A 13,734-nucleotide genomic window follows, 5' to 3' on the forward strand; every position below is an offset into this window, starting at 1 on the left:
TAATATAAGGAGTATATGCATAAATATCAAACACGTTGGGTGGAACATTCTGAAGTCAAAATATTAAGTACTACCAGTAAAAAACATATAGCGTTAGTAGCAGGCGGTATGTCTGCCGAGTGTGAAGTATCGTTAGTGTCAAGTGAAGGGGTTCGTAAAGCCTTAGTTGAATTAGGATATAGAGTTACCTTTATTGATATGGGAGCAGATATTGCAGTTAGATTACAGGAAATAAAACCTGATATTGTTTTTAATTGCCTGCACGGTACATACGGTGAAGACGGTTGTTTACCAGGATTACTTAATATAATGCGGATTCCTTATACTCATAGCGGCGTGTTATCTTCAGCTTTAGCATTCGATAAAATACATTCTAGGAGCTGGTTTTTAACGAATAATATTAATATGGTAGAAAGTATTGTTGTAAATAAAAGCAATGATGTAAGAAACGATCCTATGAAACGACCATACGTTATTAAACCTCTTAAGCAAGGCTCAAGTATTGGTGTTGAGGTGATATTTGAGGAAGATAATTTTAACTTTGCCGATTATGATTTTCCTTACGGTGATCAGGTAATAATAGAGCAATATATAAAAGGGCGAGAATTGCAAGTAGCGGTATTAAACGGTAAAGCTCTTGGAGCTTTAGAGATTAAATTACTGAAAAATCGTTTTTATGATTATGAGACTAAATGTACTGAAGGATTTGCTGAGCATCTTTGTCCTGCTCCGCTACCTGCTAATTTATATGAAAAATTACTTATAGAATCAGAAAAAATTTATAAAACAATGAATTGTAAAGGTCCTGCTAGAGCAGAGTTTATTTTAGAAGAGCAGACAAACAAATTATATGCTTTGGAGATGAATACTCACCCAGGTATGACGCCTTTATCAATAGTGCCGGAAATTGCAGCTTATGCAGGGATAAATTTTACTAACTTAATTGAAGAAATTATAAAGACGGCAAGCTTTGAATCATGAGAAAAAAAACAAGCTCCAATAAAAAAAAACAAACAAAAAGAACTAATAATATCTCATTACGCCGAAAATTAGGATTAATTTACAAAAAAGCAATATTAGGGCTTAAGATTGCTTTAATTATCTTTGTATGTCTATTTGTTTTTACAAAACATTTTGCCGGCATAAAAACCTACTTAACAACAAATATATACCAAACAACAACAAAGCTTGGGTTTAAACTTGAGAATGTTATCATTGAAGGACAGCAAAATGTCGATGAGCCTACAATATTAAAGGTTTTAAATGCAAGTAAGGGTAGTCCTATTTTTGCTCTTAAATTAGACGAAATTAGAAATAATTTAAAGAAAAATAAATGGATCAAGGAAGTATATGTCAGTAGAAGATTACCAAATACGGTATATATAAAATTATTTGAAAGAGAAGCTATTGCTATTTGGCAAATTAATAATCAGCTTTTCTTAGTCGATGAAGAAGGTTACGAAATTAGTAAAAATATTCAGTCTTTTCCTCATTTATTACATGTTGTAGGGGAAGGGGCAAATATCTATGCAGGTAAATTAGTACTAGAGCTACAGAAATATCCGGCATTAATGAATAAAACTTCAGCTGCCGTAAGACTCGGAGATAGAAGGTGGGATTTAAATCTTAAAGGTAATATAAGTATTAAGTTACCTGAAAAAGAGTTTGAAGAAGCATTAAAATATGTCGATGCGCTAAATAAAGCTAACAAGCTATTTAACCAAAATTATAAGGCTTTGGATTTAAGGGATAAGAATAAGTACTATATAGAGAAGTACTGAGAATCGTCATTGCGAGGAGAAACGTAGTTTCGACGTGGCAATCTTGTCAAGCATCCTGAGATTGCTTCGTCGAATTACTTTGTAATTCTTCTCGCAATGACGTTTTTGGAATAACAAGCATAAAAAAATGAAAGAGAAAATATCAAATTTTGTAACACTTGATTTCGGCAGTAGTAAGATTGCCGTAATTGCTGCCTATGTTAGTAAAAAAGGTGAAATTAAAGTAGCTAGCCAAAATTTGCACCATTCTAAAGGTATTAAATCAGGAGTTATATCAGATTTAAAAAATGCTGAAACTAGCATTGTTTCGGCAATTTACGCACTTGAAAAAGATTGCGGTAAAAATATAAAAAAAGTTATATTATCATTATCGGGTGCCGACACTAAATCTTATTACATAAATTATACAATTAAAGTTAACGGGCAAACTGTAACGCAGCAAGATATTAAAAAGTTACTACAAAAAGCATTACTTGAATTTAAAGTTAAAAACCAAGAAATTATTCATTATTTTCCTCTTGAATTTACCCTTGATAATAATTCAGTCGAGAATCCTATCGGTATGTACGGTAGAGAGCTTAGTTGTGAATTACATATTATTGCAGCTAGTTCAAATATGCTATCAAATATTGTACAATGTTTCGCTAAATGTCATGTTGAAGTCACAAATATTACTCTAGCAATTTATGCTTCTGCTATTAGCTGTCTTACGAATGATGAAAAAAATCTAGGCTCGCTTATTATAGATATGGGGGATAAAACTACCTCTTTCGGCATTTTTTTTGCCGGTAAATTAATATATACGAGGCATGTAAATATAGGTAGTTTTCATATTAGCTCGGATATTGCTAAAGTCTTTGGTATTGATCTTGTTACGGCAGAGAAATTAAAAATTTTATACGGTAATGCAATTATACCTTTATTTGAGAAAGATAGTATTATAAATATGGATGATTTTCAGGTTGATACTCATCATAATTTAAATACTTCCGTAACAATTTATAAATTGGCTGAGGTAATAAGAGCAAGAGCCGAAGAAATATTATCAATGGTAAAAGCCGAATATGATAAAGCAACAAAAGGGCAGGTTGAAGTTTTTAGAGTTGTAATTACCGGCGGTGGGTCTCAGCTTAGAGGACTTAAAGAACTTTCAAATAAAATTTTTGAAAAACAGAGTAGAATCGGTAAACCGGAGATTATTGCCGGTTTTACAGAAGACTATAATCCGGCTATGTATTCAGCAACTATAGGAATGCTAAAAATTCATGCTCTAAAACAGCAAAAAGAATTCGCTCATATTAGACTTGATGAAAATAGCAGCTTCTTTAAAAAAGCTTTTGATTGGTTTAAGGAAAATGTTTGAATTTGATTATTATTTTTTTCTTGCTACTACTGTCGGAAAAATACCTTGAGAATCATATATAATTTCGAGGATTTGAAATCCTGCTTTTTCTAGCTGTTTACGTGTTTCGGCTTCTGTACGAAAACTTGCCATGCAGCGTTAATAATATCACTAAAAATAGACTTTTGTTTTAAAGCATCCTCAATATTAACATTTTTCCATGTAGATTCCTTTGATAATGTTGGAGGAGGCGTTAAAAAGCTTGCAATTAGTATGCCGCTAGGTTTAAGCACTTTACTAAATTGTTTATATAGATCAGTAACTTTATAATCATCAAATTCATAAATATTAAGACCATTACTCGTAAGGATATCATATTCCTCGTGAATATCAAGGTTCCAAGCAATCTTGTTGCAAAAAGTTAACATGCGTAAGATGATGCTTTTTAGCGTTTTCTTGTGCTAGTTCTAAAGAAATAGCATCTAAATCAATCCCCGTCAGATGAATTTCTTTTATTTTGCTGTAATCTAATGTAAGCAAATCGTCCATAATACCGCAAGGAACAGAAATAAATTTCATTCCGTCTTCTAACTTATCCTGTAAAATTTTTTGAAATATTTTAAAGCGTTCTTGGGTAGCTTTAACAGAAGGAGCATGATACAAAATCCATCTTTCTAAAGGGTAGAGCTTTTCTTTTTTAAGACCATGAATTATTATATAAGATGTCCAATAACCATTAAGTCCTTTATTTGCCAACAAAAAACGACCTAACTCAAATTCACGTAATTGATCAAGTAAGGCAAGCTGTTCATCTAACGGCAAAGAAGTAGTATGCTTGTTTTCTAACTCTTTTTTGAGTCGCGAAGCATCAAAAGTAGATTTAGTTAATCCATGATGCGTTATTAATCTTGGCATAAATTATATAGGGTTTGATTCTATGTTTTAGGTCTATGCTTAGAACAAATTAGTACATTCCCTTTAACTTCGATAATAAAAAGTCGGTCGCCTGTTTTTGCATCGATTTCGTTTGGTGCAAGATAAGAATTCATAATAGCACCGGACCATCTTACTTGTCCTACAGTATCAGAAGAGACGGTAGAACTATAAACCTCTACCGTTTTGCCTATCATATCCGAGTAATTTTCTGTTTTATCAGTTTTATTATAAACATATTTTTTAAGAGGATAATATAATATACAAAACCAAATAAGCGATAATATACTAAAAAATGTTATTTGATTTGTTAAGCTAACTAGGGGGTAGTTATATACCACAAGAGTATTTGATAATGCTCCAAGCCCAAAGAATAAGAATCCAATACTTGGAACTGCAAAGAATTCAACAACTACGCAAATTATACCGATTATTAACCATATTTCGGTGAGATAATTATTTATCATGAACATAAGTTTTTAAAAATAATATTACGTCAGCTATGTCTTGTGGTTTTGAGATACCGGCAAAGGACATTTTAGTTCCTGGTGCATAGCTACTTGGTTTATGTAAGAAAGCAAATAAACTATCATCATCCCATACGCCGCCAAGTTTTGATAGAGCAGGGGAATATTTATAGTCTGTTATGCTTGCTTTTGGTCTGCCTGCTACATCCCACAAATGAGGTCCTAGTTTATTTGGACCGTCTTTATCAAGGGAATGACACATTAAACATTTCTTGGCTATCTGTGGACCATTATCGGCATTAGCGGTTTTCATCAATTCCGGTATATTTACCGGTGCTTGCTCTATTGCCGTAGTATCTTGATTTTCTGTGGATTCCTGAACTGCAATGCTATAACCGCGATGTAAAACTTGTAAGTTTGGTTTGTATAATATATTTGCAACAAATCCAACCATCATAGCAATTAAACTAGCAAATAAGATGGCTGCAACAATTTTATTTAATTCTTTTCCAGACATTTATTTTGTTTTTTTATTAGAATTTATACTATAATTTAAGTTGTAAGAGAAGTTAATTAAATAAATAAAAGAAAAATTTATAAAAATATTGTTCTTTGGAGAGAAAAATAAATGTCTGATTCAAAAAAATCAAGGGTTAGAAAAATATTTAATAAGTTAAAATCTTATTGGACTAGTTTTAGACAAAGTAAAATCGGTAAAATATTATTTAGCAATAGTTTAAGTTATGCAGTTTCCGTAGCTTCTATAGTAATTGCGGTTTTCGGACTTTTTACTCCTATATCACCGATAATTATAGCTGTAGCTGTTGTTTCAGGAGTTAGCGTAGGAATTCAGGCTATAAATGAGACTTTAAAAGTGCATAGTTTGTGTAAACTTCATAAAGAGAATAATTTATTAGTACATAACAGAAATGCTAAAAGTCAGCAAGATTATATATTATCATTAGAACCGAGCTTAAAAGATATTTTAAAAAATGAATTATATACGCCGCAAACGGCAGGTAAGGATGCTACTCAAGATAAGTATGAGTTAAATGTAAATAAATTGAAAAGTACAGGACGAATATTTGGAAATAATCTAGGTGGAGCCGCAAATTTGGCTTCCTCTATTATTAAAGGTGCTAGCGGTAATGTGCTTGATATATTAAAAGCTACGGGTTACGGTGTAGTTACGACCGCATCATTAATTATCGACGGTCTTACTGAAAAGGAAAAAATAGAAATAAAAGCAATATTTAAATTAAATATAAATGAAGAATATAAAAAACAATACACTCCTATATATGAAAATTTAGAACAATTAGAGGATTATACTAAGAATCAAGTATTGCAAACATTAGCTTTAAAAAAATTAATAAAGGATAAGAATTATTGGAGTATGAATAAAGACCAAAAAATACAAAAATTTCGAGAAATAAGAGGCAGTTTTAATTTTGAAATAAAAAGAAACGGTTTAGAAGAATTTTTTAGAGAAAATAAAATAACAATGGATAATAGAAAAGAGAGTTATGTTAAAGATATTAAAAATGTAATGAATCCATTTTATGAAAATCCTAGTAAAGCCGAAGGATATAGTCCTTTAACTAAAGCTATGGATAAAGATAAAGTTAATAATGCTGAAATAAAAAGGACGAAAAGTGAAAATTTAAAAAGGATGCAAAAAAGAAAGCGAAATTTAACAATATGAAATGATTATTATAACTCACTGCTAGTTACAAATTTGTAAGAGGTAGTATCGCTAAATATTTTATGCAATAATTCATTATTAAGAGCATGGCTGGTTTTGTAGCCTTTAATTGCACTTACAACGTTAGTGCCGCTGGTATATAAATCACCGAATAAATCTAATAGTTTATGGCGAACGAATTCATCTTCATAACGTAAGCCGTTTGGGTTTAAGATTTTATCCTGCTCATCTATTCCTATAGCATTCTCAAATGAGGCACCTTGGGCAAGCCCTTTGCTTTTCAAATAATCAACATCTCTTATAAAGCCAAAAGTTCTAGCATCCGCAATATTTTTAGTAAAAGATTCTTGATCCCTAAAACTTAGATTTTGTCTGCCTATAGCTTTACTGCTAAAATCAATGGTTAAATCTACAGTCATGTGATCGGAAGGAGTGCAATATAATTCACAATCTTTATGAACTACTTTTATATCTTTTAAAATTTTTAGATATTTTTTAGGAGCATTTTGTAATTTTTTACCTGCACATTCAATCATAAACACAAAAGGTTTACTACTGCCGTCCATAATTGGTACTTCAGGACCGTCAATTTTAATAATTGCATTATCAATGCCGCACCCCCAAAGTGCTGCCATTAAATGTTCAATTGTTGAAATTTGAACTTTATGATCATTACTTATAGTGGTAGATAACAAGGTATCGGAAACATTGAAATAGCTAGCTTCAATATAATTATTTTCAGAAGATATATCGGTTCTAATGAATATAATTCCGGTATTTTCTTTAGCGGGTTCTATAGTTAACTGGGTGCGTTTTCCTGAGTGAACCCCGATCCCGTAACAACTAACCGGTTTTAATAATGTACTTTGCTGCATTTTAGGCATTGTAAAAATATATTTAAATATTAATATTTAATGCCGAATTATACAAGTTATATTATGTTACAAAATATTACATAATCGTCATTGCGAGCGACTGAAAGCATTGTTGCATGGCTCGAGAAGCCCGCTCGGTGTCATACCGTGGCTTGTCCACGGTATGACATTAAAATCTATATAATTTATACTTAATAAAATACCAAAAATGATAAGCTACAAAACTACCGACTACGGCAAAAACGGAAAATAAGAAATCACTGCCGTTAATAGTGCCGTAAGGTGGTACATGAGATGATAAAGCTCCGGCATATATACCGATGCTGCACATTGAAAAATACGAAAATAAAGCTGTTCTAAGTTCGTAATCCCTAAATTTATCAATTAGTATTAAAATATTGCAAATATAAATGGATCCTAAACAACTACCGATTAGTATTATATATAATATATTAAGGTTTTTATTAGTTCCATGAAGCGGTAGTAAAATAAAGCAGACTAGTAGAATTATAGTTAGTGATAAATTAGCCAAATATTTATTTACTTTGCTTAATATATAGCATATAGGAATTATAGAAAAACATATTGCTAGGAAAATATATTTTAGTATAAGTCTTAAATTAATTAATGCTAATTCTTTCTTTAATGCAAAAGCTTCATAATACCATAATATATCCAAGGTGATATAAGCAACTACTAAGCCTGTCAATAATTGTAATTCGACATTTTTTATTAAGGATGAAAATTTTGAATTTAAATTTAATTTATGAGATGTAGGATTATAATGCAGAAATTCGGTTAGTATATTGATACAGTATAACAATGCACAAATTACTATAGTATTATTTGTCGGTTTTATAAATGGATTTAATAAATCTACCATTAAGTTTCCACCCGCCCATAACAACATTATACAAGCTAAAAAAAAATATTTCTTTTCTTTGCTACTCTCAATAATGTCTAATGTTATAGAAGTGAAATATGAAAATGTTCCAAAATTAATTAAAATAAAATTAATTTTAATTAAAGTATAATTATTTAATAAAATTAGGTTTATTGTACAAATAATTAATAAAGATAAGCTAATTAAAATAATTTTTTTATTACTTAACTTATTAATTAACTGTGTTAATGCAAAGCCTGCGATTATCGAACCTATAAATTTAGTTTGATTTATATGATTTATTTGTTCTCCGCATAGATTTTTATTTATCAGTAAAAAGATTTTAAAATTATAAAAATTTATGGCATTGATACAGGAAAAAATAAATATTCCCAAAAGTGAGAAAAAAATAGTTTTGTAATCGTTTTTTAAAGTCATAAATTAAGTGTTTGCTAAACAATAAATACATGGTATATAACTCATTAATTATAATGATTAAGATTATTATCTTAAAAATTAAAGAGATTCGTAATTCCATTATTTAAGTATATATGGATAGTTATTAGATTATCAGCTTTTAATCAAATATGGTAGTCTTATTTATAATTTGTATATAATTATTGTTTAATTTTAAAAAAATTAATGAATTAAATAATATGAAAATATTTTAATGTAAGAAAAATAATAATATATTTTTTAGTATTTTAAGGAGGTGTTATTTGAAGTTTATCTAGAATTTCATTTTTGCTCTTTAATCATAGATAAATTATCTATTTAAATAAATTAATACAAGATAAGCAACGATTTTTCTTAAGATACAAGCATTATATTAATTATTTGTTCTTCAAGTTAGTGAGCAAGATAAATGAATAAAAAGATTATAATTGATGCTAATTTTCCAAGCGAAACAAGAGTAGTTTTATTAGGACAAAGCAACAATATAGAAGATATTGAATTTCAAACAACCGTAAGACAACAAAATAAAGGTAATATTTATTTAGCAAAAGTCACAAGAATAGAGCCGTCGCTACAAGCTGTTTTTATAGAGTATGGAATGGATAAAAGTGGATTTTTACCGTTTAGTGAAATCCATCCTAACTACTACAATTTGCCTGCCTCGGAGAGAAATTTCCCGGTTAATGCTTTTCCTGAAATAGCTCTTTCAAATATTACGGTTGAGGATGATAAAGAGAAACCGGCAGCTATATATGATTCTTTGGTTGATAGTGAAGAAATTGACCTAAAAACCATAGAAGATTTAGTAGAGAGTAAATTCCATTCAGAACTTAATTTAGAAGCAGCTGATGATATTGAAATTATTCAAAGCGACACCTCTGAGTCAAATATTCCGCAATATAAACAATATAAAGTTCAAGAAGTAATAAGAAAAAACCAAATATTATTGGTGCAGGTTACTAAGGAAGAACGAGGAAATAAGTGTGCCGCTTTTACTACTTATATATCCTTGGCTGGTAAATATTGTGTTTTAATGCCTAATAAAGGTTCACAAAACGGCATATCGCGTAAAATATCAAACGGGGAAGAAAGAAAAAGACTGAAAGATATTTTAAATAAAATAGTAAGTGGTGACAAAGATGCTTATAGCATCATTGTTAGAACCGCAGGTAGAGGAAGTAGCACCTTAGATTTAAAGAAAGACTATAATTATTTAGCAAGGTTATGGAATAAAATTCGTAAAAGTACTATTAAATTTCCAGCTCCGTGTTTTATTCATGAGGAAGATAGTATAATACGTAAAACCATACGTGATATGTGTGATCACAATGTTAAAGAAGTAGTGATTCAAGGACAGGAAGCCTATGAAGATGCTTCAAAATTTATGCAGGATTTATTACCTTCAGAGCTTTCAAAACTTAAAGAACATAAAAATAAAACTCCTATATTTACTAAGTTTCAAGTAGAAGAGCAATTAGTTAAATTATATCAGCCTGTCGTGACACTACCTTCAGGGGGATATATCGTTATTAATCCTACGGAAGCTCTTATTTCAATTGATGTAAATTCCGGTAAATCAACTTCTGAAAAAAATATCGAAGAAACGGCACTAAAAACTAATTTAGAAGCAGCCAAAGAAGTAGCAAAGCAAGTAAAGCTTAGAGATCTATCAGGTTTGATAGTTGTTGATTTTATAGACATGAGCGAAGCTAAGAATCGTAAAGTTATTGAACGATCCTTTAAAGAGTTTTTAAGTTGTGATCGTGCTCGTATACAAACCGGTAATATTAGTCAGTTTGGACTACTTGAATTCTCAAGGCAGAGATTACGTTCTTCTTTCTTAGAAACTAATTCGGCAATTTGTTCTCATTGTAACGGTAAAGGAGTCATTAGAGCGAGTGACGCTAATGCTATGTTAATTTTACGTACTATAGAGAATGAAATTTTTGAAGAAAGAATTGATGTAATAAATGTTTTTACCAATATCGTTTCAGTTATTTATCTACTTAATAATAAACGTGCTGAAATAAAATTTATTGAAGAAAAATATAATATAAAGCTTAATTTTTATTCCGATCCTAATGCTACATCAGATAGTTATTCGATTGAAAAAGTGAAGCTGTTGAAGAAAAATAACAATAATGTTAATCCTGTTAAGCCGGTAATTCAGAATCATAATGCCGATTATACTGAAGAAGAGCCGAAAAAAGAACAGTTACGCAAAAATAAACATAAATGGAAAACAGCTAATAATAGTAATAATATTGCTAATGAAGTAAAAGATAAGAGTTTAGAGGCAAAAGAACCGGTAGAGCAAACCGTAAGCGTTGTGGAAGAGGTGAAAGTTGTAGAAAGTAATGCCGGCTTAGAAGAAGCACAAGCTGCTCCAAAAAAGACAAAACGTAGGTATCGTAATAAAAAATCAAATAAGAAATGTCCTGTTAATACCGCCGAAGATACGGAAAAGAATGTAGAGTCTTGATTTGAGGGGTGGGTAGGTTATTGTTGTATGACTCCTCAATCGTCATTGCGAGCAGCCATAAGCTGCGTGGCAATCTCATGAAATAATAAGAAACTCATAAGATTACTTCGTCGAATTACGTTGTAATTCTTTTCGCAATGACAAAGCAAAAAAACATAAACTTAAAATAAAAGTGCAGAAAAGTTTAATTAGACATCTTCCCAAATTCGCTTATAGAGAGGAATTTGAAGGAAACACGGAACGCAGCACCGCAGCGTACGAAAAAGTACGTGAGGATGCGAGTACCGGATTGACGTACAAGTTACCTCTAGAAGTAGAATTTGGGAAGATGTCTATTACAAAATGGTTGTGTATAAGTTGTATAATGGTCATAGCGATGATTGTTATAGGGGGGATAACAAGGCTTACTGGTTCTGGTTTATCTATAGTTGAGTGGCGTCCGGTAACCGGTATTTTGCCGCCTTTTAGTTTTGAAAGCTGGCAAGCGGAATTTGCTAAATATAAAGCTTTTCCTGAATATAACTCTTTTAATTACGGAATGACTTTATCGCAGTTTAAGTTTATTTATCTGTTAGAGTTTATACATCGATTACTCGGTAGAATTACAGCTTTAATATATATTGTACCTTTAATATATTTTTATTTTAAAGATGTTATAAAAAATCGTGACATGCTACCTTATATAATTGCTTTGTTGTTGTTTTGCGTACAAGGCTTTATGGGATGGTATATGGTTAAAAGCGGCTTGTTGAATAGCCCGTCTGTTAGTCATTTTCGACTTGCTTTTCATTTAATTATCGCCGTAATTATTTATCACATACTTTTTTATCAATTAATAAAAAATCGTTGTGATATTTTGTTAATACCGTCACAAACAGATTTAAAATTACCATTAATATTTTCCGGTATTGCTATTACTGTAATATATGTGCAAATTTTTTTAGGTGCTTTAGTTGCAGGGCTTGATGCAGGGCTGATATATAATAGTTTTCCGCTAATGGGTGATAGTTTTGTTTCGATGGAGGTAAAAGATAATTTTTTTGATCTTAAAAATTGGTATGATCCGGTTTTTATACAATTCATACATCGTTTAGGCGGCTATAACGTATTTTTGGTTGTTGTGGTTTTGGTAATTTGCTTGTTAAAAATAGAACATCCAAAATTAAATAAGATAGTGTATTTTCTAATGATTGCATTATTGATGCAGATATCTACCGGAATAATTACTCTTTTATACTCTGTACCTATAATAATTGCCTCTATACATCAGCTTTTTGCTATAATCCTTTTATCTATAATAATTTGGTGCTATTTTTTAATAAAAAGTAGTTAAAAATATCACCGTGGTCAGTCGGCGTTATCATACGCATCAAGTTAAGAAAAGCAAGTAGGTTATACTGGTATTACGGTAGTAAATTATGAATTAAAAAGAAGCTAATATATGGTATAAATTTTTGCAAGATTAACAACTAAATTGTGAGAATTTATCCTATGGGGAAAATAGTAAACTTAGCAAAACTATGCCAAGAGTTTTTTGGAGAGACAGCCAATAATTTATCCATTACAACAGGATTTATTAAGAGACAACGAAAAATAACTGGTTCAGCTTTTCTAAAAGCTATAGTGTTTGGTAATATGAGCGATAGTAATTGTAGTCTTGATGGAATGCGTAACTTTTTAAGTGAAGAAACTATAGATATTTCTGCCCAAGGCTTAGACTTTAGGTTTACTGAGGTAGCAGTAAAATTTATGCAGTCAATGTATGAACAATGCTTGAAATTATTTAGAAATACTATGCCGCTTGATTGCAACATTTTGCAGCATGCAACATTTTGCAGCAATTTAATAGCGTTAAATTATTGGATAGTAGCCATATTATTCTACCTGCCAATATGGCGGATAAGGTATAAGGGCTGATCAAGGATATAGAGAACATTTATCAAACATATCTACTAAGGACTTATTAATATCTGATTTAGGTTATTTTGTCCCAGCTTCATTTATTCAAATTATCGAACTTGGTGCATATTTTATTAGTCGTTATAAAGCAGATACTAATATATATGACCCTATCACTGAGGAAAAAATTGATTTATTAAACCTATTAGATAATAAATTCTTTTTATCAAAAGATGTACTTTTAGGTAAACAAGCAAAAGTTAAGCTACGGATTATATGTCATAAATTGACTGATGAACAGGCTATTGGTAGAAGAAGGAAGGCTAATTTATTAGCTAAGTCTCATAAATATAAATCTTCTTCAAGAAACCAGAGATTACTAGATTGGTCAATATTTATCACTAATATATCAGAGGATATGGTTAATGCTGAGCATATAATGATAATTTATCGAGCAAGATGGCAAATTGAATTATTATTTAAATTATATAAAAGTCATGCAAAAATTGAAAATCTTAAAGGGAGAAGTAAACCTGCAAGAGTTTTGTGTGAATTATATGGTAAATTATGTAGTGTGCTTATTTTTCATGGATTATCGAATTGTGTAGAATTAGCAAATGATAGAGAAATTAGTTTAACCAAAGCATTTATTGAACTACAGAAAAGGTCAAGAGAATTATTCCTGTCTATTACTGGACGTCTTAATGATTTAAAGCAGTTCCTTAAGAAATTAATTATAGATTGGGGGAGATTTTCTTTGAAAGATAAATATCGTAAAACCAGATTATCTTCCTTAAATACACTAAAATTATTAACAATTATGGCTTAACTTGATGCGTATGGTAGATTTTACCAACCCACACAACAATACCTGTTCACATTTAATAGTTTATTTAGTTACTATATTAACA

General features: G+C 30.4%; 12 protein-coding genes and 1 pseudogene. 7 read left to right on the forward strand and 6 right to left on the reverse strand.

Going from position 1 to position 13,734, the window contains the following annotated elements; translation table 11 throughout:
• The first annotated feature begins 15 nt into the window (after positions 1-15).
• The 3 genes from REIP_RS04260 (at position 16) to ftsA (ending at position 3,144) form a co-directional block, all read left to right on the forward strand.
• Positions 16-981 (forward strand): D-alanine--D-alanine ligase, encoded by a 966-nt coding sequence (locus REIP_RS04260; RefSeq protein ID WP_045803915.1) that lies wholly within the window; start codon positions 16-18, stop codon positions 979-981.
• Positions 978-1,781 carry a cell division protein FtsQ/DivIB gene (locus REIP_RS04265; RefSeq protein WP_045803916.1) on the forward strand — a complete coding sequence of 268 codons (804 nt, stop codon included), beginning with the start codon at positions 978-980 and terminating at the stop codon, positions 1,779-1,781. The genes REIP_RS04260 and REIP_RS04265 overlap by 4 nt, the downstream gene beginning before the upstream one ends.
• A 127-nt stretch (positions 1,782-1,908) precedes the next feature.
• Complete coding sequence (gene ftsA / locus REIP_RS04270; protein ID WP_045803917.1) at positions 1,909-3,144, forward strand: cell division protein FtsA; 1,236 nt, start codon at positions 1,909-1,911, stop codon at positions 3,142-3,144.
• An 89-nt stretch (positions 3,145-3,233) separates the two neighbouring features.
• Here ftsA and REIP_RS12425 read toward each other — a convergent pair whose 3' ends face one another.
• Genes REIP_RS12425 through REIP_RS04285 form a run of 4 tightly spaced genes read right to left on the reverse strand, consistent with a single transcriptional unit; the run spans position 3,234 to position 5,040 of the window.
• The gene (locus REIP_RS12425) at positions 3,234-3,551 is read right to left on the reverse strand and encodes a hypothetical protein (RefSeq protein ID WP_231569218.1); all 318 of its coding nucleotides are present in this window, start codon (positions 3,549-3,551) and stop codon (positions 3,234-3,236) included.
• Positions 3,514-4,038, reverse strand: coding sequence for a methyltransferase domain-containing protein (locus REIP_RS08510; protein WP_231569219.1), 525 nt, complete (start codon positions 4,036-4,038; stop codon positions 3,514-3,516). Before REIP_RS08510 ends, REIP_RS12425 begins: the two co-directional genes overlap by 38 nt.
• A 20-nt stretch (positions 4,039-4,058) precedes the next feature.
• Complete coding sequence (locus tag REIP_RS04280; protein WP_045803918.1) at positions 4,059-4,529, reverse strand: NfeD family protein; 471 nt, start codon at positions 4,527-4,529, stop codon at positions 4,059-4,061.
• Positions 4,513-5,040 (reverse strand): c-type cytochrome, encoded by a 528-nt coding sequence (locus REIP_RS04285; protein WP_045803919.1) that lies wholly within the window; start codon positions 5,038-5,040, stop codon positions 4,513-4,515. The genes REIP_RS04280 and REIP_RS04285 overlap by 17 nt, the downstream gene beginning before the upstream one ends.
• A 111-nt stretch (positions 5,041-5,151) precedes the next feature.
• On the opposite strand from REIP_RS04285, the gene REIP_RS04290 reads away from it, so the two are divergent.
• Complete coding sequence (locus REIP_RS04290) at positions 5,152-6,228, forward strand: hypothetical protein (protein ID WP_045803920.1); 1,077 nt, start codon at positions 5,152-5,154, stop codon at positions 6,226-6,228.
• Between the two features lie 8 nt (positions 6,229-6,236).
• Here REIP_RS04290 and lpxC read toward each other — a convergent pair whose 3' ends face one another.
• Positions 6,237-7,103 (reverse strand): UDP-3-O-acyl-N-acetylglucosamine deacetylase, encoded by an 867-nt coding sequence (lpxC, locus tag REIP_RS04295; protein WP_045804313.1) that lies wholly within the window; start codon positions 7,101-7,103, stop codon positions 6,237-6,239.
• A gap of 169 nt (positions 7,104-7,272) precedes the next feature.
• Positions 7,273-8,424, reverse strand: coding sequence for a hypothetical protein (locus REIP_RS04300; RefSeq protein WP_045803921.1), 1,152 nt, complete (start codon positions 8,422-8,424; stop codon positions 7,273-7,275).
• 427 nt (positions 8,425-8,851) lie between these two features.
• Between REIP_RS04300 and REIP_RS04305 the strand changes: the two genes are divergently transcribed.
• From REIP_RS04305 to REIP_RS04315, 3 genes and pseudogenes are all read left to right on the forward strand, one after another.
• A complete protein-coding gene (locus tag REIP_RS04305) occupies positions 8,852-10,924 on the forward strand; it encodes an Rne/Rng family ribonuclease (RefSeq protein WP_045803922.1) in 2,073 nt (690 codons plus the stop codon).
• A gap of 328 nt (positions 10,925-11,252) precedes the next feature.
• Positions 11,253-12,257 (forward strand): COX15/CtaA family protein, encoded by a 1,005-nt coding sequence (locus REIP_RS04310; RefSeq protein ID WP_045804314.1) that lies wholly within the window; start codon positions 11,253-11,255, stop codon positions 12,255-12,257.
• A 158-nt stretch (positions 12,258-12,415) separates the two neighbouring features.
• Positions 12,416-13,652 (forward strand): annotated as a pseudogene (locus REIP_RS04315) (IS4 family transposase).
• Positions 13,653-13,734 lie beyond the last annotated feature (82 nt).

Origin of the sequence: Rickettsia endosymbiont of Ixodes pacificus, from assembly GCF_000965155.1 — a bacterium.
In the GTDB taxonomy this organism is placed as follows: Bacteria; Pseudomonadota; Alphaproteobacteria; order Rickettsiales; family Rickettsiaceae; genus Rickettsia; species Rickettsia tamurae.